Consider the following 22,606-nt stretch of genomic DNA (forward strand, 5'->3'; position numbering starts at 1 on the left):
GCGCGCCACACGAAACGCCCGCGCGGTGCGCGCAGAGGTCCGCACCGGGGCCCGTACGATCCCGTACCGGCGCGGACGCCGGTCCGCCGCGTGCCCCGTCCGCGGACACCGGCACCGGGCACCGGCCCGGAACTTCCCGCGGCGAACGGCAGCAGGAGGAAGCGAACATGCCCGAAGCCCCGCAGGGGCCCGGCGGCGACGGAGCCGGAACCGGCCCCTCGGCGTCCCACCCCGGCCCGGCATCGCCGCGCGTCGCCGCCGCGGTCGTACTCGCGGCCGGCGCCGGATCGCGGATGCGCTCGGCGACCCCGAAGGTCCTGCACTCCCTGGGCGGGCGCAGCATGCTCGGCCACGCCCTGCACGCCGCGGGCGGGCTGGGTGCCGAGCACCTGGTCGCCGTCGTCGGCCACCAGCGCGAGACCGTCGAGCAGGCCGTCACCGACCTGGCCGCAGAGCTGGACCGCCCGGTCGCCACCGCGGTGCAGGAGCAGCGCCTCGGCACGGGCGACGCCGTCCGCTGCGGGCTCACCGCACTGCCCGAGGACCTGACCGGCACCGTCCTGGTCACCTACGGCGACGTCCCGCTGCTCGACACCGCGACCCTGTCCGCGCTGGTCACCGAGCACGAGGCCGCCGGTGCCGCGGTCAGCCTGGTCACCTGCTCCCCCGACGACCCCGCCGGCTACGGCCGCATCGTTCGGGACGCCTCGGGCGCGGTCACCGCGATCGTCGAGCACGCCGACGCGACGCCCGAGCAGCGCGCGATCACCGAGGTGAACTCCGGGGTCTACGCCTTCGACGCCGCGTTCCTGCGCGAGGGCCTGCGGGGCCTGGCCGCGCACAACGAGCAGCAGGAGCTCTACCTCACCGACCTCGTCGAGTCCGCGGCCGCCGCGGACCGCGGCGTGCACGCCGTGCAGTGCCCCGACGAGTGGCTGCTGCGCGGCGTCAACGACCGCGTCCAGCTCGCCGAGCTGCGCGCCGAGCTCAACCGCCGGGTGCTGCGCCGCTGGATGCTCGCGGGCGTCACCGTCGTCGACCCGGCCACCACCTGGGTGGACGTGCAGGTCGAGCTCGGGTCCGACGTCGTCCTGCACCCGGGCACCCAGCTGCACGGCACCTGCACCGTCGGCGAGGGCGCCGAGGTCGGACCGGACACCACGCTGACCTCGTGCGTGATCGGCGCCGGGGCCACGGTGGTCCGCACGCACGGCTCGGACTCCGAGATCGGCGCGAACGCCTCGGTCGGCCCGTTCGCCTACCTGCGCCCGGGCGCGACGCTCGGCGAGCGCGGCAAGATCGGCACGTTCGTCGAGGTGAAGAACTCCGACATCGGGGCAGGCACGAAGGTGCCGCACCTGACCTATGTCGGGGACGCCACGATCGGCGAGATGAGCAACATCGGCGCCTCGTCGGTGTTCGTGAACTACGACGGCGTCCGCAAGCAGCGCACGACCGTCGGTTCGCACGTCCGGACCGGCTCCGACACCATGTTCATCGCCCCCGTCACGGTGGGGGACGGCGCCTACACCGGCGCCGGCACGGTGCTCCGCGACGACGTCCCGCCGGGGGCGCTCGCGGTGTCGGGTGGGCCACAGCGCACCATCGAGAACTGGGTGCCGCGCAAGCGACCGGGCACCGCGGCCGCCGAGGCGGCCGGACGGGCGGGGGCGACCCCGGCCGGAACAACCGAATCCCAGACGACGGACCCCGCCGGCAACGGCGGCCCGCACCCGCACCGGTCCGCCCCCGGGAAGAACACCGGGGACAACAAGGACCTCAGCCGAGGAGGCACCGCACGGTGAGCGCGATCGCAGGCACGCCGAAGAAGAACATGATGCTCTTCTCGGGGAGGGCCAATCCCGAGCTGGCCGACCAGGTCGCCAAGGAGCTGGACGTCACGGTGACCCCGCAGGCGTCGTACTCCTTCGCGAACGGCGAGATCTTCTGCCGCTTCGAGGAGTCGGTCCGGGGCAGCGACGCGTTCGTGATCCAGTCGCACTCCGCGCCGATCAACGACGCGATCATGGAGCAGCTGATCATGGTCGACGCGCTCAAGCGCGGCTCGGCCAAGCGGATCACCGCCGTCATGCCGTTCTGGGGCTACGCGCGCCAGGACAAGAAGCACCGCGGCCGCGAGCCCATCTCGGCCCGCCTGGTCGCGGACATGTTCAAGACCGCAGGCGCCGACCGGATCCTGACCCTCGACCTGCACACCGCGCAGATCCAGGGCTTCTTCGACGGCCCGGTGGACCACCTGTTCGCCCTGCCGGTCCTGGCCCAGTACATCAAGGACACCCGCCCGGACGAGAACTTCGCCGTCGTCTCCCCCGACTCGGGCCGTGTGCGGCTGGCCGAGCGCTGGGCGGACACCCTCGGCGGCACCCCGCTGGCGTTCATCCACAAGACCCGCGACCCGCTGAAGCCGAACGAGGCCGTCGCGAACCGTGTGGTCGGTGACATCGAGGGCCGCTGCTGCGTGGTCATCGACGACATGATCGACACCGGTGGCACCGTCGCGAAGGCGGTCAAGGTCCTGCGCGAGCAGGGCGCGGCCAAGGTGCTCGTCGCCGCCACGCACGGCGTGCTGTCCGGCCCGGCCATCGAGCGCCTGTCCACCTGCGGCGCCGAGGAGGTCATCTTCACCGACTCGCTGCCGATCCCGGAGGAGAAGCGCTTCGACGGGATGACCGTGCTCCCGATCGCCCCGCTGCTCGCCGAGGCGATCCACCAGGTCTTCGAGGACGGCTCGGTCACCAGCCTGTTCGACGGAAACGCCTGAGCGCCCGCGCACGACCACGGACGGCGTCCCACCACCCGGTGGGGCGCCGTTCGTCGTTGCAGGGCCCGGCCCGGGGGTGTAGTGGGGCGGTCCCGTAGACTCGGACCATTCCGCGGCGAGGGCGGGTGCACCACTGACCCGCCGTGATCGACGTGGGCCGATCCCGGTCGGCTCCTCGCCGCGCGCCTGAACACCGCAGATCTTCGAGGAGCAACTCCCGTGGCCCAGACCCGCATCCCCGCCGAGACCCGGACCGAGTTCGGCAAGGGCGCCGCCCGCCGCACCCGCCGCGCCGGCAAGATCCCCGCCGTTCTCTACGGCCACGGCACCGACCCGGTCCACCTGTCGCTGCCGTCGCTGGAGTTCGCCGCGGTCGTGCGTGAGCAGGGCCGTAACGCGATCCTCGAGCTCGACGTCGCCGGCTCCAAGCCGCAGCTCGCGCTGACCAAGACCGTGGTCATCCACCCGCTGCTGCCCTACGTCGAGCACGTCGACCTGCTCGTCATCAAGCGTGGCGAGAAGGTCGAGGTCGAGCTGGACGTCGTCGTCACCGGCGACGCCGCCCCGGGCTCCCTGGTCACCCAGGACATGAACACCGTGACGGTCGAGGCCGACGCGCTGAACATCCCGGAGCAGATCGAGGTCTCCGTCGAGGACGCCGAGATCGGCACCCAGCTGCACGCCTCGGACCTGGTCCTGCCCAAGGGCGTCGAGCTGCGCACCGACCCCGAGTACCTGGTCGTCCAGGTCGTCGCGGCGCCGACCGAGGAGGACCTCGAGGCCGAGGTCGACACCGAGGGTGCCGGCGTCGTCGAGGAGCCCTCGGACGACGAGGAGGCCGCCGAGGCCGACTCCGCCGGGTCCTCCGACGAGGCGAAGGACTCCTCCGAGGACGACTCGGACAAGTGAGTCCCGCTCCGGGCCCCGCAGGGGCCGTTCCCGCACCGGGCCCCGCCCTGGTCGTGGGCCTGGGCAACCCGGGCCCGGAGTACGCCGGGACCCGGCACAACGTCGGAACCCGCGTCGCCGAACTGCTGGCGGCGCGGGCCGGCGCGGGCCGGTTCTCGGTGCAGAAGCGCACCAACGCCGACGTGGCGCAGGGCCGCCTCGCCGGCAGGCCGGTGACCGTGGCCGTCCCGCGGACGTACATGAACGTCTCGGGCGGCCCGGTCGCCGGGCTCCTGAAGTACTTCTCGATCCCGCCGACCGAGCTGATCGTGATCCACGACGAGCTGGACCTCGACTTCGGTGTCGTCCGGCTCAAGCGCGGTGGCGGCGAGGGAGGGCACAACGGCCTGCGCTCGATCAGCAAGGCACTGGGAACCAAGGACTACCTGCGGGTCCGGTTCGGGATCGGCCGCCCGCCCGGCCGTCAGGACCCCGCGGACTACGTGCTCAAGCGGTTCTCCGGCGCGGAGAACAAGGAACTCGACTTCGGCCTCGACCTCGCCGCGGACGCCGCCGAGGCGCTGCTGTCCGGCGACCTCGAGACCGCGCAGAACCGCTTCCACCCGCTCTCGGGCTGACGCCCACCGGCGGGCTCTCCGTCCCCCGCTACGGCGTGATCAGCTCCGCCGTCGCCGCGCGGCGCAGCTTCCCGGACGGGGTCTTGGGCAGGCTGCCCGGCGCGAGCACCGCGACCTCCGCCGGTCGCACCCCCACCGCCGAGACGACGCGGCGCACGACGTCGTCGCGGATCGCCTTCACCGCCTCCTCGGTGTCCGCGCCCTTGGCCTCCACGGCGATCGCGAACGACTCCCGCCCGCGGCCCTCCCCCGCCGCGACCCGGACCGCGACGACGTTGCCCGCCCGCACCCCGTCGGCGGCGCCGGCGGCCCGCTCGATGTCGGTCGGGTAGATGTTGCGGCCACCCATGATGATCACGTCCTTGGTGCGCCCGCAGACGACGACCGCACCGGCCTCGGTCAGGTAGCCCTCGTCGCCGGTGTCGAACCAGCCGTCGGCGTCCTGCGTGGCGACCGGCCCGTCGACGGTGAGGTAGCCGGGGGTCACCGCGCGCCCGCGCAGCTGCAGCGCGCCGACCTCGCGGGGCCCGCGCGGTGCGCCGTCGGAGCCGGTCACCCGCACCTCGATCCCGGGCAGCGGCGGGCCGAGCTCCGGGAACTCCCGCGCCGGGCGCTCCGCCGCGGGTTCGGCGCGGTGGTGTTCCTCCAGCGCGTCGGCCTCCACCCGGTCCACGACGAGCCCCGCCCCGACCGGCGCGAACGACACCCCGAGCGCGGTCTCGGCCATCCCGTAGGCGCACAGCACCGCACCCGGCCGCAGCCCGAACCGGGCACCGGCGTCGGTGAACGCGGCGACCGCGGCCGGGTCGATCGGCTCGGCGCCGTTGAGCGCGATCCGCAGCGTCGACAGGTCCAGCGCGCCGTCGTCGACCCGGACGAGCTGGCGGGCCAGCACGGCGTAGGCGAAGTTGGGGGCGGCGGTGACCGTGCCCCCGTACTTCGAGATCAGCTCGGCCCACAGCCGGGGCCGGGTCAGGAAGTCCGCGGGGGTGACCGACACCAGCTCCAGGCCGACGGTCATCGGCACGGTCAGGAACCCGACCATCCCCATGTCGTGGAACAGCGGCAGCCACGACACCATCCGGTCCCGCGCGACGTCCAGTTCGGACGCGGCGACCATCGCGGCGATGTTCGCGTCGAGGTTGGCGTGGGTGATCCGCACGGCCTTCGGGTTGCCGGTCGACCCGCTCGTGAGTTGCAGCAACGCGGTGTCGTCCTCGCCGGCGACGTCCGCGGACGCGGTCACCGCGGCGGGGTCGCCGTCGAGGTCGGCGAGCATCCGGAACGGCACGCCGCGTTCGGTCAGCACCGGGGCCAGCGCGTCGAACGGCGGTCCGAGCAGGACCGTCGCCGCACCGATCATGTCGAGAGTGGCGACGGTGTCCTCGGCCCACACCGCGAGGTCGGTGCGCGGCGTCGGCTGGTGCAGCATCGTCACGCTGCCACCGCACAGCCACACCGCCTGCACCACCGGGGCGATCTGCGCGGGCTCCCCGGCGAGGACACCGACGGCGGCACCGTCCGGCAGCACAGGCTCCCCCGACGGGCCGGGGCGGCGCAGCGCGTCGGCCGCGCCCAGCGCCGCGCGGTGGATCTCCGCCCAGGTCCGGCGGACCGGCTCGTGCGGTTCACCGGTCGTCATCCCCCGGGCGTCGCGGTCGGGACCGGTCGCGGACTCCAGCAGCGTCGCCAGGAAGCGGGACATGCCCCGCAGCGTACGGGCGGAGGCCGCCTCGTGCGGGCGGGAAGCGGCACACGATTCCGGCGGTCCCGGCCCGGCGTAGCATCGCGCACCATGTCCGAGCAGCAGGTTCCCGCCGAGATCGCCGACGCCGTCACCGGGGTGCTGCCCGGCGCACGCACCGACCTGGAGGCGCTGGTCCGCATCCCCAGCATCTGGGCCGACCCGGACCACGCCGAGGACACCCGGCGCTCCGCCGACGCCGTCGCCGCCCTGGCCCGCGACGCCGGCGCCGCGTCGGTCGAGATCCTCTCCGCCGACGGCGGGGCACCGGCCGTCGTCGCGCACTGGCCGGGCCCGCAGGGCACACCGACGGTGATGCTCTACGCCCACCACGACGTCCAGCCCACCGGCGGGGACGACGAGTGGACCAGCCCGCCGTTCGAGCCGACCGAGCGCGACGGCCGGCTCTACGGCCGCGGCGCCGCCGACGACAAGGCCGGCGTCATGACCCACCTGGCGGTGCTGCGCTCCTACGGCGGCCGGCCGCCGGTCGGGGTCACGCTGTTCATCGAGGGCGAGGAGGAGTCCGGCTCCCCCACTCTGAGCGCTCTGCTGGCCGAGCACCACGAGAAGCTCGCCGCGGACGTCATCGTCATCGCCGACGCGGCCAACCCCTCCGTCGACGTCCCGGCGCTGACCACCAGCCTGCGCGGGCTGGTCGACGTCGTCGTCGACGTGCGGATGCTGGAGCGCCCGGTGCACTCCGGGGTCTACGGCGGCCCGATCGGCGACGCGCTGACCGCGCTGTGCCGCGGCCTCGCGACGCTGCACGACGACAAGGGCGACGTGGCCGTCCCCGGCCTGGTCACCGGCTCGTCGGACGCCCCGGACGTCGACGAGGACACCTACCGCGCCGACGCCGGGCTGCTCGACGGCGTCGAGCTGATCGGGACCGGCTCGGTGCCGGAGCGGGTCACGCACAAGCCGGCCGTCGCCGTACTGGGCATCGACGCGCCGAAGGTCTCCGAGGCCGCGAACATCCTGCTGCCGCGGGCGCGGGCGATGGTGAGCATGCGCCTGGCCCCCGGCCAGGACGCGAAGGAGGCGCAGGCCGCGCTGGCGGAGCACCTGACGGCGAACGTGCCGTGGGGCGCCCACGTCGAGGTCGAGTCCGGCTCCGGCGTCGCCGAACCGTTCTCGCTGTCCTCGACCGGCGAGGTCTACGACCACGCCCGCACCGCGTTCTCCTCCGCCTACGGCGAGACCGCCGTCGAGACCGGCATCGGCGGCTCGATCCCGTTCATCGCCGAGTTCGCGCGGACCTTCCCCGGCGCGGCGGTGCTGGTGACCGGCGTCGGCGACCCGGCCAGCCGCTGGCACGGGATCGACGAGAGCCTGCACCTGGGCATGTTCGGCAAGGGCGTGCTCGCCGAGGCCCTGCTGCTGCAGCGCCTCGCCGGCTGAGCAGGCCCGCCGCCCGGGGCGTCCCGGGCGGCGGCCCCAGCCCAGTCAGCGCGGTCCGCGCAGTCAGTGCAGTCAGTCCAGTCAGCGCAGGGTCAGGGCAGGACCTGGACGCTGTCGCCCGGGTTGAGCATCGAGAACACCGTCGCCGACGCACCGCGGGACAGGTGCAGGCACCCGGCCGAGGCCCGCGACAGGCTTCCCTGGTGGAACGCGACGCCCGGGAAGAAGAACACCGAGTTCGGCATCGGCGCGTCGAACTCGCGGGAGTGATAGTTCGCGTCCTTCATCGACACCGAGAACGTGCCGACCGGCGTGGGCTCGTCGGAGCGGCCGCCGAGCACCGAGAACGGGCCGAAGACGGTCGTCCCGGCGCCGTCGGTGATCCACGCCTTGCCCCGGGACAGGCTCACGCAGGCCTTCACCGTCGGCTCGCACGGCGCCGCGGACGCCTTCTTCGCCGCCGCCCGGCGGGCCTCCTCGGCCTTCTTCCGGGCCTCCTCGGCCTTCCGCTCGGCCTCGGCGCGTGCGACCTCGCGAGTCACGGCACGGGACGCGGCGGCGGTGTAGTCGGCGGCGGACGGGTCGACGCCGTCGCCGGAGACGGTCATGGCCGGGATGCGGCTCTGGGCGACGGCGACGCCGGGCAGGGCGCCTCGCACCATCGGGGCACTCGTCGGTGTCGAGGAGCCCGAGGCGACACCCGCGGTGATCAGCCCGCAGACCAGGATGATCGGGATCAGGACGGCGGCGACCAGCGTGGCCGGGCGACGGGACGTTGACGAGGAGGACACGAATACACTCCGGGACTGAGCACAGGCACGACGGGATTGCGCGATCAGCCCCTCGCGCCGGGCCGGGGGCCGCCCCGAAGGGCCCGTCCCGGATCACCGGATCGTATGCCCCGCCAGGGTCTCAAGTCGCGGATCGTGATCGCTCTGCAATCAGCTGTCGCCGAGCGGTCCCCGGGCGGAACGCCTGTCCGGCATGCCCGGGCGCCGGGGCGGGTACCGCACCTTCATGAGGTTCGGAATCGCCACCTTCGTGACCGACGAGGGCATCCGCCCCGCGCCGCTGGGCCGCGCGCTCGAGGAGCGCGGGTTCGACTCGGTCTTCCTCGCGGAGCACTCGCACATCCCGACGAGCCGGGAGTCGCCCTACCCCGGCGGCGGGGACCTGCCGCGGGTCTACTACCGCACGCTCGACCCGTTCGTCACGCTGTCGGCGATGGCGAGCGTGACCACGGACCTGCTGCTGGGCACCGGGATCGTGCTGATGCCGCAGCGGGACGTGATCCACACGGCGAACGAGTCGGCCAGCCTCGACCTGATCTCCGGCGGCCGGCTGCTCTTCGGCGTCGGCGCGGGCTGGAACCGCGAGGAGATGCGCAACCACGGCGCCGATCCGCGCACCCGCGGCAAGAAGATGACCGAGCAGCTCAAGGCGCTCAAGGCGCTGTGGACCGAGGACGAGGCCGAGTTCCACGGCGACCACGTGGACATCGAGCGGTCCTACGCGTGGCCGAAGCCGGCCCGCGACCCGCACCCGCCGATCTATCTCGGCGGGGAGAGCGAGGCCGCGCTGAACCGGCTCGTCGAGGTCGGCGACGGCTGGCTGCCACGCGGCCAGACCACCTTCGACGAGATCCGCCGGGTCCGCGCCGACCTGGCCGAGCGCGGCAAGCCCGACGTGCCCACCACGGTGTTCGCCGCCCCCGCCGACCCGGACGCGGTCGCCGGGTACGCCGATGCCGGCGTCGAGCGGGTGACCTTCATGCTCCCGACGCTGCCGGAGTCGGAAACGCTCGCAAAGCTCGACGAGCTGGCCAAGGTCAAGGAGCAGGCAGGCGGCTGAGAGTCCCCGGGGGGTCACGGCGCCGCGCCGGGGACGTGCCCCGGGCAGAATGGCCGCGATGTCGATCCGGCTGCTCGGCCCCGTCTCCGTCCGCGACGCGGACGGGCGCGAGCTGCTGCCCGCCGGGCCGCGGGTGCAGGGGCTGCTGGCCCGCCTCGCGCTCGACGCCGGACGGGTGGTCGACGCGGCCACCCTGGTCGACGCGCTGTGGGGCGCCACCCCACCGTCGACGGCGAACGCGCTCCAGTCACTGGCCTCGCGGCTGCGGCGTGCACTCGGTGCGGACCGGGTGCGATCGTCGTCGGGCGGATATCTGCTCGACGTCGGCACCGACGAGGTCGACGCGCTGCGGTTCGCCGCACTGCGCCGGGCCGCGGCCGCCGAGCCCGGCGACGACCGTGCCCGGGCTCTGCTCACCGAGGCCCTCGGGCTGTGGCAGGGCCCCGCGCTGGGCGGGCTGCGGGAGCTGCCGTTCGCCGACGCGGCCGCCGCCCGGCTCGCCGACACCCGGGCCGCCGTCGCCGAGGAGCTGGCCGCGCGCGGGCTCGCCTCCGGTGTCCCGGACGCCGGCCGAGACACGCTGACCGGGATCCTCGACGAGCAGCCGCTGCGCGAGACCACCGCGGTCGCACTGGCCCGCGGACTGCACGCGGGCGGGCGCCGCGCCGACGCGCTCGCCGTCCTCGACCGGACCCGTGCCGCGCTGGCCGACGAGCTCGGCGTCGACCCCGGGCCGGAGCTGCGGCGGGCACGGACCGAGCTGCTGCACGACTCCACCGCGCCTGCGTCCCCCGCGCCTGCACCCGCGGCGCCGGCGCGTACCCCGTCCCGGCCCCGGACGCTCGCGCTCACCTCGTTCGTCGGCCGCGACGACGACCTGGCCCGGCTCCGCGACCTCGTCGCCACGTCCCGGCTGGTCACGGTCACCGGGCCGGGCGGCGCGGGCAAGACCCGGCTCTCCGCCGAGGCCCTCCGGGACCTGGAGCGGCCGGTGGCGGTCGCCGAGCTGGCCGCGCTGACCGGCGCCGACCAGGTCGTCGCGACGGTGCTGCACGCCGTCGGCGGCGCCGAGCTGGCACTGGGCGAGCTCGGCGGCCCGGACCTCCTGGCCCGGCTGCGCGCGACACTGTCCGGCCGCGAGCTGGTGCTGGTCCTCGACAACTGCGAGCACCTGATCGACGCCGCCGCCGAGCTGGTGCACGAGCTGCTGACGACCGTGCCGGGCCTGGTCGTCCTGGCCACCAGCCGGGAGCCGCTCGGGGTGCCGGGCGAGGTGCTGCACCCGCTCGGCGCGCTCGACGACGCCCACGCCACCCGGCTGTTCGCCGAGCGCGCCGCCGCCGTCCGGCCCGGGTTCGCGCTCGACCGGCACACCGCCGTCGTGCGGGACATCTGCCGGCGTCTCGACGGGCAGCCGCTGCCGATCGAGCTGGCCGCGGCCCGGGTGCGCAGCATGGAGCCCGAGGAGATCGCCGAGCGTCTGGCCGACCGGTTCCGGCTGCTCGTCGGCGGGGCGCGGACCGTCCTGCCGCGGCACCAGACGCTGCGCGCGGTCGTCGACTGGAGCTGGGAGCTGCTCTCCCCCGCCGAGGACACCCTCGCGACCCGGTTCGGGGTGTTCGCCGGCGCGGTCGACGCCCGGACCGTCGAGGCCGTCTGCGCGGGCCCCGGCCTGCCGGACGCGTTCGACGTGCTCGGCGCGCTGGTGGAGAAGTCGCTGGTCGTGACGGTCCCGGACGCCGACGGGCCGACCCGCTACCGGATGCTGGAGACGATCCGCGAGTACGCCGCGGCCCGGCTGGAGACCGCCGACGACCGGGACGCCGTCGTCGGCGCGCACGCCGTGCACGTACTCGCCGTGCTGGAGCCCGGCGAACCGCGGCTGCGCGGCCCCGAGCAGCTCGACCAGCTCGTCGTCGTGCGGCGGATCGAGGGCGAGGCGGTGCGCGCGCTGGAACGCGCCGTCGCCGACGGCGCCACCGACCACGCGCACCGGCTGCTCGCCGCACTGCTGTGGAGCTGGGTGATGCGCGGCGACATGACGACGATGGTCGGCTGGATCGAACGCGTCATCGCCCGGCTCCCGCCACCGGTGAGCCCGGCGGGCGCGCTCAACCGCGCGATGCACGCGGTGACGACCGCCTCCTACGACGACCGCATGGCCTCGGACACCGAGGTCGCCGCGGTCACCGCGATGCGCACGGAGCTGGCACGGCCGTGGCATCCGGTGGTGGAGCTCGTCGGGCCCACCGCGCACGCGTTCACCACCGGTGACCGGGGCGAGCTGCTGGCCCTGCTCGACGACCCGGCCCGCGACCCGTGGCTGCGCGCCGCTGCCGGGCAGGTGGCCGCGGTGCACGCCGAGAACGTCGGCGACCTCCAGGCACAGCGCCGCTGCCTGCGGAGCGCACACGAGCTGTTCACCCTGGCCGGCGACCGGTTCGGACTGGGGATGACGACGTTCGCCCTCGGTGAGCTGGAGGACCAGGCCGGGGACCGGACCGCGGCCCGCGCCGCCTACACCGAGGCGGTCGCGCTGGCCGACGCGCTGCGCAACGTCGACGACGTCCCGCAGTACCGGCTGCAGCTGGCATCGCTCGCCGCCCGCGAGGGCGACGAGGCCGGTGCCCGCGAGCAGCTGCGGCTGGCGGAGGAGAACCTGCACGACGTCACCGCACCCGGTGCCGGGACCTGGCTGACCTGGTTCCGTGCCGACATCGAACGCGTGCTGGGCAACCCCGGTCTGGCACTTGAGCTGATCGCGGCCACCGAGGGCGCCGTCACCGACGGTCCCGGCCGGACCCAGCGGCAGGCGGTCGTGCACCAGGTGGCCGGGGCCGCGCTCACCGACCTCGGCCGCTACGACGAGGCCCGCGACCGGCTCGAGGCCGCGGCCAAGACGGCCGCCGCCAGCGAGGACGGCCCCGTGCTGGCCCAGGTCGCCGAGTCCGTCGCCCGCTGGGCCCTGCTCACCGGCGACGCCGAACGGGCCGGTGAGCTGCTCGGCCTGGCCCTCGACCGGCGCGGGATGCTGCACTTGGGCCGGCCGGACGTCGTCTCGACCCGCGACGGTGTGCTGGCCCGGCTCGGCCCGGACGCCACCGAGGCGGCGTACGAGCGCGGCCGGGCCACTCCGCGGAGCACCCCGCCGGTCCCCTGACCGGTGGCGGTGCTCAGGTGCGGCGCCGGTACAGCGCCACGGCCAGCGGCGCGAAGATCACCACGACGACAGCAGAGGTCAGCAGGGACACCGACGCGGCGGCCCCGGCCGGGGAGCCGTCGAGCAGGGCGCGGACGGCGTCGGCGCTGCGGGAGACCGGGTTGACCGCGGCGAAGGCCTGCAGCCAGCCGGGCATCGTCGCCGTCGGGACGAACACCGAGCTGGCGAACGTCAGCGGCAGCATGATCAGCGCGGACAGGCCCTGCACCGAACGGGGCTGCTTCACGACCATCGCCAGCGCGGTGAACACCCAGCACAGGGCGAAGGCGAACGCCACGACCAGGCCGAACGCGGCCAGGATCCCGAGCAGCCCGGCCGGTGTGCGGTAGCCGAGGGCGAACCCGAGCACCAGCATGATCACACCGGAGGTGACGTAGCGGACCAGGTCGGCGCCGATCGCGCCGACCAGCGGTGCGGCGCGGGAGATCGGCAGGCTGCGGAACCGGTCGAAGATCCCGGTCTGCAGGTCCTCGGCGAGCCCGACGCCGGTGCCCGCGGAGGCGAACACGACCGTCTGGAGCAGTACGCCGGGCAGCGCGTAGTTCAGGTAGTCGCCGCTGTTGCCGGAGATCGCGCCGCCGAACACGTAGACGAACAGCAGCAGGAAGATCACCGGCTGCAGCGTGATGTCGATCAGCGCCTCCGACGAGTGGATGGTCTTGACGATGCCGCGGCGGGCCAGTGCGGCGCTGTGCCGGATCACCGAGGGCAGCCGCACGCCCGGCGACGCCGACGGTGCCGGTGTGCCGGTGCGCGGCGGGCGGGAGTCGAGGGTGGTGGTCATCAGCGGGAACCTCCGGCGGGAGCGGCGGGCGCGGTGCTGTCGGCGGTCGCGGTCTTCTCCGCGGTCGCGCCGGTCAGGGAGAGGAAGACGTCGTCGAGGCTGGGCAGCCGCAGGCCGATCTCGGCGATCACGACGCCGTCGGCGTCGAGCCGGTCTTCGACGCGGCGCAGCGCCGTGGTGCCGGTCGTCGGTGCGGTGACCTCACCGGAGGGCTCGACGGTCGGCTCGACCCCTGTCTCCCGCGCGACGACGGCGGCGACGTTCCCGGACTCGGCGGCCACCTCGGGCCGCACGTGCAGCCGGCGGCCACCGGCGCGGGACTTCAGTTCGGCCGCGGTGCCGGAGGCGATGATCCGCCCCCGGTCCAGGACGACGAGGTCGTGCGCGAGCTGGTCGGCCTCCTCCAGGTACTGGGTGGTGAGCAGAACGGTGACGCCGTCCTCGGCCAGCCGGCGTACGGAGTCCCAGACCTCGTTGCGGTGCAACGGGTCCAGCCCGGTCGTCGGCTCGTCGAGGAAGAGCACCTCGGGGCGCCCGACGAGGCTGGCGGCGAGGTCGAGGCGGCGGCGCATGCCGCCGGAGTAGGTGCCGGCACGACGACCTGCGGCCTCGGTGAGACCGAACCGGTCGATCAGCTCGGTCGCGCGGGCCCGGGCCTCGCGGCGGGGCAGGTCGAGCAGGCGGCCGATGAGGACGAGGTTGTCCCGGCCGGTCAGCGCCTCGTCGACCGAGGCGTACTGGCCGGTGAGCCCGATCCGGCGGCGGACCCCGGCGGCGTCGGCGACGACGTCGTCGCCGAGCACGCTCGCGCGGCCGCCGGTCGGCGGAAGCAGGGTCGAGAGCATGCGGACGGTGGTGGTCTTGCCCGAGCCGTTCGGGCCGAGCAGGCCGAGCACCTGTCCGCGGTCGGCGGTGAAGGAGATGCCGTCGACGGCGTGGACGTCGCCGAACGAACGGACGAGCCCCTCCACCTCGATGGCGGGTGCGGTGGTGTGCATGCCGCAACGGTGGACGCGGCCGCTGGCACGGCGCGGGCACCGCGCTGGCACCGCGCTGGCACGAGCCTGACAGCGGCGCACCGCCTGCGTCGGACTCTGCGTCTGGATCGGCCGGCACGGAGAAGCCGGTCAGCGTGGAGAAGCCGGCCGGCACCGAGAGTCAGCGCGGCACAGGGAAGTCGACACAGAGGAACAGGGGCTGCCACCGGCCCCCCGACCGGTGGCAGCCCCTGCCTGATTTCCCCCCGCACGGCGCTCGCTCCCCCGGGCCGCCGTGCAGTGACCACGCTACGGCGGCGCAAGGCCGAGCGGATCAGCCGAACTACCGAGATCCGGATGAGGTGTCTCCTCCCCAGGGTGGAGATCACTTCGTACCGTAATCGAACAGCAACCGAGAGTTATCCCTCGGCGCGTTCAGCAGCCTCCAGCCACTCGGCCTCGACGGCCTCGCGCTCGGCGACGACGCCCTTGAGCTCCCTGTCCAGATCCGCCAGCCGCGACGGTTCGGTCGCGGCCTCGGCCAGCTGGGCGTGGAGCTTCTCCTCCTGCTTGGTCAGCTGCTCCATCCGCCGTTCCAGACGCTGGGCGTCCTTGCGGGCGGTCCGCTGCTCGGCGGCGCTGAGCTTCGGCGCCGAGGCGGCCGGTGCCGAGTCCGCGGCCGACGGGGGCGCGGTCGGCGCGGCACCGGACGGTCCGGTCCCGCCGGCGGCGCGGCGCTGCAGGTACTCGCCGATCCCCCCGGGCAGATGCGTCAGGTTCCCGTCACCGAACAGGGCGTAGACCTGGTCGCAGACGCGTTCGGTGAGGTACCGGTCGTGGCTGATCACCACGAGGGTGCCCGGCCAGCCGTCGAGCAGGTCCTCCAGGCCGGTGAGGGTGTCGACGTCGAGGTCGTTCGTCGGCTCGTCGAGCAGCAGGACGTTCGGCTCGGACATGAGCAGCCGGGTCAGCTGCAACCGCCGCCGCTCGCCGCCGGACAGCCGCCCGACCGGGGTCCACTGCCGTGCCGCGGGGAACCCGAGGCGCTCCAGCACCTGCGACGCGGTCATCTCCTGCTTGCCGAACCGCACGTACTTGGCGACGGCCTCGGTCGCCTCCAGCACGCGCATGTCCGCGGGCAGGTCGGCGAGCTCCTGGGTAAGCTGGGCGAGCTTGACCGTGGAGCCCTGGATCCGGGTCCCGGAGTCGGGCTCGCGGTCGCCGGACAGCGCCCGGAGCAGCGTCGTCTTGCCCGAGCCGTTGACGCCGACGATGCCGACCCGGTCCCCCGGGCCGAGCCGCCAGGTCACGTCGTCGACCAGGGTGCGGTCGCCGACGCGCAGCGTCACGTCCTCCAGCTCCAGCACGGTGCGGCCGAGCCGGTTGGTCGCGAACTGCATCAGCTCGACGGTGTTGCGCGGCGCCGGTACGTCGGCGATCAGCTCCTCGGCCGCCTCGATCCGGTAGCGCGGCTTCGACGTCCGCGCGGGCGGGCCGCGACGCAGCCAGGCCAGCTCCTTGCGGGCGAGGTTGCGGCGGCGCTGCTCGGCGGCGTCGGCCTGGCGGGAGCGCTCGGCGCGGGCGTAGACCCAGTCGGCGTACCCACCGAGGTAGGACTCGACGCGGCCGTTCGCGACCTCCCAGGTCCGCGAGCACACGGTGTCGAGGAACCAGCGGTCGTGCGTGACGACCACCAGCGCGACCCGGCGGCGGATCAGGTGGTCGGCCAGCCAGCCGATGCCCTCGACGTCCAGGTGGTTGGTCGGCTCGTCGAGGACCACGAGGTCCAGGTCCCCGACCAGCGTCGCGGCGAGTGCGATCCGGCGCTTCTCGCCACCGGAGAGCCCGTCGGTGGGACGCTCGACGTCGGTGATGCCGAGGCCGTCCAGGATGTCCCGGACCCGCGGGTCCGCGGCCCACTCGTGGTCGGCGTCGTAGTCGGCGAGGACGACGTCGCGGATCGTCGAGCCGGCCGGGAAGCGGTCGCGCTGGGCCAGGTGCGCCATCCGCAGGCCGCCGACGCGGCTGACCCGTCCGCCGTCGACGGGGCGCTCGCCGGTGATCACGTCGAGCAGGGTGGTCTTGCCGCCGCCGTTCAGGCCGACGACGCCGATCCGGTCGCCGCGCTCGACGCCGAGCGAGACGCCGTCGAGCAGGACGCGGGAGGCGTCGCCGGGCACGTGCGCGGTGACGTTCTCCAGGTTCAGCAGGTTCTCGGGCACGGGTTCGGTTCCAACTTCCGGGGGGGTCAGGCGCGGGCCGGTGGCCACGAGCCGGACGGCGACGGGCCACCTCGTTCGGGCGGGGGTTCGTGGTCGTCGACCACGCGGGCGCCGCCGACCGGGCCCTGCGCGACGCGCACGGTGCGGCAGACGCCCATGCCGGCCAGCTCGGTGGCGACCTCGACGGCCTCGTCCGGGCCGCCGCAGAGGAACGCGCAGGTGGGGCCGGAGCCGGAGACGAGCCCGGCGAGGGCACCGGCGTTCACCCCGGCGCGCAGGGTACGGCGCAGGTCGGGGGCCATCGACACGGCCGCGGCCTGCATGTCGTTGCCCAGGTTCAGCGCGAGCCGGCGCGGGTCGCCGGAGGCGAGCGCCTCCAGGACGGGCTCGACGGGGCGCGGCTCCGGTTCGGCGTCGCCGCGCAGCCGGTCGAGCTCGCCGAACACCGCGGGCGTGGACAGCCCACCGCGGGCCAGCGCGATCACCCAGTGCAGCCGGTTGCGGGCCAGCACCGGGACGATCTGCTCGCCGCGGCCGGTGCCGAGCGCGGTGCCGCCGTGCAGCGCGAACGTGACGTCCGAGCCGAGCTCGGCGGCCAGCTCCGACAGCTCCTCGCGCCCCAGCTCCATCCGCCACAACGTCGACAGCGCGACCAGTGCGCCCGCCGCGTCGGCGGATCCGCCGGCCATGCCCCCGGCGACCGGGATCCCCTTGCGCAGGGTGACCCGGACGTCGGGCTCGCGGTCGGCGCGCCGGGCGAGCAGCTCGACGGCACGCCAGGCCAGGTTCGTCGCGTCGATCGGCACCTCGGCGACGCCGTCGCCGTGCACGTCCAGCGCCGGGGCGTCGGCAGGCTCGACCGACACCTCGTCGAACAGGCTGACCGCGTGGAAGACGGTGACCAGGTCGTGGAAGCCGTCCGGCCGCACCCCGCCGACGGCGAGGTGCAGGTTGATCTTCGCGGGGACCCGGACGGTGACCGGTCGCGGCACGGCGGACAGCACCGTTCAACCCTACGGGCCGCGGACCCGGCTCCGCCGCCGCCCGCCGGGTCCGGTGGGCGGGCTCACCCGGTTGCCCCAGGTCCTGGCCCCGGGACCGGCCACCGGAGACGCTCCCGGGGGCCGGGATGCTTCACCTGCTGAGGTACTTGGCGAACGGAGCAACACCGCCGGTCCGGCCGGTGCCCGTCTGCACGGCCGCACGACCACCCGCGGACCGGCTCGGGACCGGGCTCAGGGACGGGCGGCCGCGACCGCGGCGAACTCCGCGATCGAGAGCCGTTCGGCGCGGGTCATCGGGTCGATCCCGGCCGCCCGCAGCGCGGTCTCCGCGGCCGCGGCGGACCCGGCCCAGCCGGCCAGCGCACCGCGCATCGCCTTGCGCCGCTGGGCGAAGGCCGCCTCGACGACGGCGAACGTCGCGGCCCGGTCGGCCCCGGCAGGCGGGTCCTGACGGGTGAAGGCGAGCAGCCCGGAGTCGACGCCGGGGACCGGCCAGAAGACCCCGCGCGGCACCGGCCCGGCGCGGCGGGCGTCGGCGTACCAGGCGAGTTTGGCGCTGGGGGCGCCGTACTCCTTGGTGCCCGGCCGGGCGGCGAGCCGGTCGGCGACCTCGGCCTGCACCATCACCAGGCCGCGCTCCAGTCCGGGCAGCTCGGCGAGCAGGTGCAGCAGCACCGGGACCCCGACGTTGTAGGGCAGGTTCGCGACGATCGCGGTCGGCTCGGCCGCCCCCTCGCCCGCGTCGGCGGCGAGCCGGCCGGCGGTGACCCGCAGCGCGTCGGCGCCGGTGACCGTGAGCCGGTCGGCCAGGTCCGGTGCGCGCTCGGCGACGGTCGCGGGCAGCAGCCCGGCCAGCGCCGGGTCGATCTCCACCGCGTGCACCCGCGCCGCGGCGGGCAGCAGCGCCAGGGTGAGCGAGCCCAGCCCGGGCCCGACCTCGACGACGACGTCGTCCGGCCCGACCCCGGCGGCCTTCACGATCCGGCGGACCGTGTTGGCGTCGTGCACGAAGTTCTGGCCGAGTTTCTTCGTGGGGCGCAGGCCGAGTCGTTCGGCCAGTGCCCGGACGTCGGCCGCGCCCAGCAGCCGGGCGGTCGCGTGGTCGCTCACGCGACCATTGTCCGCAGCGCCCGCGGCGGGCGTACCGGCGGGATCAGCTCAGGCCGGCCTTGGACGAGCACGAGGGCCACGCGCCGTAGCCGCCACGGTCGTCCTTGATCTTGTTCGCGACGGAGATCTGCTCCTCGCGCGAGGCCTGGTCCGGGCGCGGCGCGAACTGGTCGCCGCCGTAGGCGTTCCAGGTCTGCTTGTCGAACTGCAGACCGCCGTAGTAGCCGTTGCCGGAGTTGGTCGACCAGTCACCGCCCGCCTCGCACTCGGCGAGCTTGTCCCAGGTGGCGCCGTTCGAGACGGCCGGAGCCGACTTCTTCGCCTTCGAGGACCCGGAGTCCGCGGACTTCGACGAGGACTGCGACGAGGACTCCGAGGACGAGTTGTCGTCACCGGCCTGCGAGACCTGCTCGTCGTCGCGGGCGGCCTGCTTCTCGGCGGTCTCGGCCTTCTTGGTGCCGACCTTGACCACGCGCGGGCTGCCGGCGGTGCTCTGGCCGCCGGCGATGCGCTCGCGGGAGAGCTCCTTGCCTGCCTTGTCGTAGGTGACGCGCCAGATGCTGCTGCGCTCCCCCGCCTTGCCCGGGGAGACGACGGTGCGCGAGCCCTGCTCGGCCGTCGGGTCCTGCACGACGCGCTCGGCGACCGGCTGCTTCTTCGTCTCGACGATCTGCGCGGCGTGCGTGGCCTGCGCGTCGGCGATCGCGGCACCGGTCGCGGGGGCGGACGAGACCGGGGCCAGCGCCGGAGTGGCGTGGCTCAGCGTCATCGAGGCGGCACCGAGGTCCGTGGCGTTCGACGCCAGGTCGGCACGCAGGTCCTCGGCCGGCCCCTCGGCCGCCGGGGTCAGCACGGCGGCGGCGACGGCGCCGGTCGGCAGCGAGAACAGCGCGGCGGCCGCGGCGGTCCGGGCGCCGGCCCGGCCCTTCGGGGCGCGGTGCCGACCGTCCCGCTCGATGCCCTGCCCGAGGCCGGCGGGCGGGGCGGAGGCGGCGGACACGTCGTCCCGCGACACACGGACAGTGCGCTCGAACATGACTTCCCGGGGAACTCGTCATTCCGGGCCAGGGGAACAGGTCCGGCGGTGACGACGACCGGCGCGGTACCGGGGAGCGGAACCTTGCTGGGGAGCGGACCGGTCGTCGTCACCGCGGGCCGGGGGAGCGTCCCCATCCCGGCGGTACGGGCACGGACGTTAGCGGACCGTGATGCGGCGAAAACCACCTGACCCACCCCTGGCGGCGAACGGCATCACCGCAACGGTGAGTGACCGGTCACGAGACGGACGGTCGGGTCGACGGCCTCAGCCGGTCGTGCTCAACCCGAATACCCGCTCGGCGTTCCGACGGGCCGCCTCGGCGACGATTCCCTCGTCCTGCCCGCGTGTCGCCGCGATGCCACGGACGGTCCAGGGCAGGACGTAGGGCTCGTTGGCCCGCCCGCGGTGCGGGTGCGGGGTGAGGAACGGGGCGTCGGTCTCGACGAGGAACTGGTCGGCGGGCACCAGCTCCGCGGCCGCGCGCAGCTCGTCGTTGCGCTTGAACGTGACCGGCCCGGCGAAGGACAGCACGTAGCCGGCGTCGACGCACTCGCGGGCCATGGCCGCGTCGCCGGAGAAGCAGTGGAACACGACCTGCTCCGGCGGGCCCTCCTCGCGCAGGATCCGCAGGACGTCGTCGTGGGCGTCCCGGTCGTGGATCATCAGCGGTTTGCCGGTGCGCTTGGCGAGCCCGATGTGCCAGCGGAACGCGTCCTGCTGCGCCGCGGGCGGCGAGGCGTCCCAGTAGTAGTCCAGGCCGGTCTCGCCGACCGCGACGACCCGGTCGTCGGCGGCCAGGCGCTCGATCTCGGCCAGGTCGGCATCGCTCACCGACGCCGTACGGGTCGGGTGCAGCGCGACGGCCGCCCACACCCGCGGGTCGGCGTGCGCCGCACCGACCGCCCAGCGGGCCGCGGTGAGGTCGTCGGCGATCGTGACCGCCCCGACGACGCCGACTGCCTGCGCCCGGTCCATCGCCGCGGTGACGTCGGCGCCGGTCTCGCAGCCGCACGCGTCGAGGTGGGTGTGGCTGTCGACCGTCGGTGCCGCGAGCGGCTCGGGCGGCTCCGGCCGGGGACGCCGGCCGTGCGCGCCCGAGCCCTGCTCGGTGGTCTCCGAGCCGGTGCTCACGACTGGACCGGGGCCCACTCCGGGCCCGTCTCCGCGAGCTCCGGCGGGAGCTTGGAGAAGATCGGCGACGGCTTGGCCAGCGGACGGCCCACCTCGATCGGTGTGGAGCCCCAGTGCGCCTGCTCGGCGTCGTAGTCCCCGGTCAGGACCGGGTACGCGGGCCCGTCGCCGAGGTCGGCGACCTCCTTGCGCTCCGGCTGCGCCGCCCACACGCCGGTGCCGCCCAGCGCCTCGTGCACCTTCTGCGCCGAGTGCGGCAGGAACGGTGTGAGCAGCGTGTTCGCGTCCTGGACGACCTGCAGCGCGGTGTGCAGGATCGTGTCCCGGCGCTCCGGGTCGTCCTTGCGCTTCCACGGCTCCTGGTCGGACAGGTAGCGGTTGGCCGCGGTGACCACCCGCATCGCCTCGGTGGCGGCCTGCTTGATCCGGTTGCGGCCCAGCAGCTCGCCGACGGTGTCGAACCCGGCCTTCGAGTACGCGAGCAGGTCGTGGTCGGCCTGGACCGGCGCGGACGGCGTCGGGATCGCCCCGACGTTCTTGTGCGCCATCGAGATCGAGCGGTTGACCAGGTTGCCCCACTCGTTGGCCAGCTCGAAGTTGACCCGGCGGGTGAACTCGTCCCAGGTGAAGTCGACGTCGGTGTTCTCCGGCCCGGCGACGGCCACGTGGTAGCGCAGCGCGTCCGCGCCGAACTCGCGCAGGAAGTCCCCGACGTAGATGACGTTGCCGCGGCTGCTGGAGAACTTCGAGCCGCTCATCTTCAGGTACTCCGAGGACACGACCTCGCTGGGCAGGTCGAGCAGGCCGTAGGGCCCTGGCTCACCACCGCGGTCGCCCTGGCCGTTCTGCCCCAGCAGGATCGCCGGCCACATCACCGAGTGGAAGGTGATGTTGTCCTTGCCCATGAAGTAGTACGCCTGGGCGGACGGGTCGGTCCACCACTGCTTCCAGGCGTCCGGGTCCGGGCCGCGGCGCGCCCACTCGACCGACGCCGAGAGGTAGCCGATGACGGCGTCGAACCAGACGTAGATCTTCTTGAGCGGGTTGGCCGACCAGCTGTCGAGCGGGACCGGCACACCCCACTCCAGGTCACGCGTGATCGCCCGCGGCTTCAGGTTCTCCACCAGGTTCGCGGAGAACTTCAGCACGTTGGGGCGCCAGTCGGTACGCGTGGACAGCCACGACCCGAGCGCCTCGGAGAACGCGGGCAGGTCGAGGAAGAAGTGCTCGGTCTCGACGAACTTCGGCGTCTCCCCGTTGATCCGGGAGACCGGGTTCTTCAGGTCGGCCGGGTCCAGCTGGTTGCCGCAGTTGTCGCACTGGTCGCCGCGGGCGCCGTCGTAACCGCAGATCGGGCAGGTGCCCTCGATGTAGCGGTCGGGCAGGGTGCGCCCGGTCGACGGGCTGATCGCGCCGAGCTGCACCTTCGGGACGACGTAGCCGTTCTTGTACAGCGACGTGAACATCTGCTGCACGACGTCGTAGTGGTTGGTCGTCGTGGTGCGGGTGAACAGGTCGTAGCTCAGGCCGAGACCCTGCAGGTCGTCGACGATCACGTCGTTGTACTTGTCCGCCAGCTGACGCGGGGTCAGGCCCTCGGCGTCGGCCTGCACCTGGATCGGCGTGCCGTGCTCGTCGGTGCCGCTGACCATCAGCACCCGGTCCCCGGACATCCGACGGAAACGGGCGAACACGTCGGAGGGCACACCGAAGCCGGAGACGTGGCCGATGTGCCGGGGACCGTTGGCGTAGGGCCACGCCACGGCGGTCAGCACGGCATTGCTCATGCCCACCAGCCTATTCGTCGCAGCC

General features: G+C 74.3%; 16 protein-coding genes and 2 pseudogenes. 7 read left to right on the top strand and 11 right to left on the bottom strand.

From position 1 onward, the window contains the following. The first annotated feature begins 167 nt into the window (after positions 1-167). The 4 genes from glmU (at position 168) to pth (ending at position 4,308) form a co-directional block, all read left to right on the top strand. Entirely contained in the window at positions 168-1,805 is a 1,638-nt protein-coding gene (gene glmU / locus ACLE50_RS16830; protein ID WP_410944513.1) for a bifunctional UDP-N-acetylglucosamine diphosphorylase/glucosamine-1-phosphate N-acetyltransferase GlmU, read from the top strand. Then, on the top strand, positions 1,802-2,782 hold the full coding sequence (locus tag ACLE50_RS16835; RefSeq protein ID WP_410944514.1) for a ribose-phosphate diphosphokinase: 981 nt from the start codon (positions 1,802-1,804) through the stop codon (positions 2,780-2,782). The genes glmU and ACLE50_RS16835 overlap by 4 nt, the downstream gene beginning before the upstream one ends. A gap of 219 nt (positions 2,783-3,001) precedes the next feature. Beyond that, positions 3,002-3,691, top strand: a complete 690-nt coding sequence (locus tag ACLE50_RS16840) for a 50S ribosomal protein L25/general stress protein Ctc (RefSeq protein WP_410944515.1) — start codon at positions 3,002-3,004, stop codon at positions 3,689-3,691. Continuing rightward, a complete protein-coding gene (gene pth, locus ACLE50_RS16845) occupies positions 3,688-4,308 on the top strand; it encodes an aminoacyl-tRNA hydrolase (protein WP_410944516.1) in 621 nt (206 codons plus the stop codon). Before ACLE50_RS16840 ends, pth begins: the two co-directional genes overlap by 4 nt. A gap of 28 nt (positions 4,309-4,336) precedes the next feature. Here pth and ACLE50_RS16850 read toward each other — a convergent pair whose 3' ends face one another. Beyond that, the gene (locus ACLE50_RS16850) at positions 4,337-6,013 is read right to left on the bottom strand and encodes a fatty acyl-AMP ligase (RefSeq protein WP_410944517.1); all 1,677 of its coding nucleotides are present in this window, start codon (positions 6,011-6,013) and stop codon (positions 4,337-4,339) included. 90 nt (positions 6,014-6,103) lie between these two features. Here ACLE50_RS16850 and ACLE50_RS16855 point away from each other — a divergent pair, with 90 nt between their 5' ends. After that, positions 6,104-7,456, top strand: coding sequence for a dipeptidase (locus tag ACLE50_RS16855; protein WP_410944518.1), 1,353 nt, complete (start codon positions 6,104-6,106; stop codon positions 7,454-7,456). Between the two features lie 92 nt (positions 7,457-7,548). Here the strand turns inward: ACLE50_RS16855 and ACLE50_RS16860 are convergent, their stop codons facing one another. Beyond that, entirely contained in the window at positions 7,549-8,247 is a 699-nt protein-coding gene (locus ACLE50_RS16860; protein ID WP_410944519.1) for a L,D-transpeptidase, read from the bottom strand. 226 nt (positions 8,248-8,473) lie between these two features. On the opposite strand from ACLE50_RS16860, the gene ACLE50_RS16865 reads away from it, so the two are divergent. Together ACLE50_RS16865 and ACLE50_RS16870 are read left to right on the top strand one after the other, a co-directional pair. Then, positions 8,474-9,307: an LLM class F420-dependent oxidoreductase gene (locus ACLE50_RS16865; RefSeq protein ID WP_410944520.1), complete on the top strand. Its 834-nt coding sequence runs from the start codon at positions 8,474-8,476 to the stop codon at positions 9,305-9,307. Between the two features lie 58 nt (positions 9,308-9,365). After that, complete coding sequence (locus tag ACLE50_RS16870) at positions 9,366-12,467, top strand: BTAD domain-containing putative transcriptional regulator (RefSeq protein WP_410944521.1); 3,102 nt, start codon at positions 9,366-9,368, stop codon at positions 12,465-12,467. A 13-nt stretch (positions 12,468-12,480) separates the two neighbouring features. On the opposite strand, the gene ACLE50_RS16875 is transcribed toward ACLE50_RS16870, so the two are convergent. The 9 genes and pseudogenes from ACLE50_RS16875 to metG all read right to left on the bottom strand — a co-directional run bounded on the left by ACLE50_RS16875 (position 12,481) and on the right by metG (position 22,581). Continuing rightward, positions 12,481-13,311, bottom strand: coding sequence for an ABC transporter permease (locus ACLE50_RS16875; RefSeq protein WP_410944522.1), 831 nt, complete (start codon positions 13,309-13,311; stop codon positions 12,481-12,483). Further along, positions 13,311-14,309, bottom strand: a complete 999-nt coding sequence (locus ACLE50_RS16880; RefSeq protein ID WP_410944523.1) for an ATP-binding cassette domain-containing protein — start codon at positions 14,307-14,309, stop codon at positions 13,311-13,313. The genes ACLE50_RS16875 and ACLE50_RS16880 overlap by 1 nt, the downstream gene beginning before the upstream one ends. A gap of 398 nt (positions 14,310-14,707) precedes the next feature. After that, positions 14,708-16,510, bottom strand: coding sequence for an ABC-F family ATP-binding cassette domain-containing protein (locus ACLE50_RS16885; protein ID WP_410944524.1), 1,803 nt, complete (start codon positions 16,508-16,510; stop codon positions 14,708-14,710). A gap of 26 nt (positions 16,511-16,536) precedes the next feature. After that, the gene (locus ACLE50_RS16890; RefSeq protein ID WP_410944525.1) at positions 16,537-17,514 is read right to left on the bottom strand and encodes a 4-(cytidine 5'-diphospho)-2-C-methyl-D-erythritol kinase; all 978 of its coding nucleotides are present in this window, start codon (positions 17,512-17,514) and stop codon (positions 16,537-16,539) included. A gap of 231 nt (positions 17,515-17,745) precedes the next feature. Then, the gene (gene rsmA / locus ACLE50_RS16895) at positions 17,746-18,624 is read right to left on the bottom strand and encodes a 16S rRNA (adenine(1518)-N(6)/adenine(1519)-N(6))-dimethyltransferase RsmA (protein ID WP_410944526.1); all 879 of its coding nucleotides are present in this window, start codon (positions 18,622-18,624) and stop codon (positions 17,746-17,748) included. A 43-nt stretch (positions 18,625-18,667) separates the two neighbouring features. Continuing rightward, positions 18,668-18,931 (bottom strand): annotated as a pseudogene (locus ACLE50_RS16900) (transglycosylase family protein); the annotation flags it as partial. 156 nt (positions 18,932-19,087) lie between these two features. Further along, a pseudogene (locus ACLE50_RS16905) lies at positions 19,088-19,660 on the bottom strand (G5 domain-containing protein); the annotation flags it as partial. 267 nt (positions 19,661-19,927) lie between these two features. Further along, positions 19,928-20,794, bottom strand: a complete 867-nt coding sequence (locus ACLE50_RS16910; protein ID WP_410944527.1) for a TatD family hydrolase — start codon at positions 20,792-20,794, stop codon at positions 19,928-19,930. Continuing rightward, the gene (gene metG, locus ACLE50_RS16915; protein ID WP_410944528.1) at positions 20,791-22,581 is read right to left on the bottom strand and encodes a methionine--tRNA ligase; all 1,791 of its coding nucleotides are present in this window, start codon (positions 22,579-22,581) and stop codon (positions 20,791-20,793) included. Before metG ends, ACLE50_RS16910 begins: the two co-directional genes overlap by 4 nt. Positions 22,582-22,606: the final 25 nt, after the last annotated feature.

It is taken from the genome of Pseudonocardia phyllosphaerae (assembly GCF_046546475.1).
In the GTDB taxonomy this organism is placed as follows: Bacteria; Actinomycetota; Actinomycetes; order Mycobacteriales; family Pseudonocardiaceae; genus Pseudonocardia; species Pseudonocardia phyllosphaerae.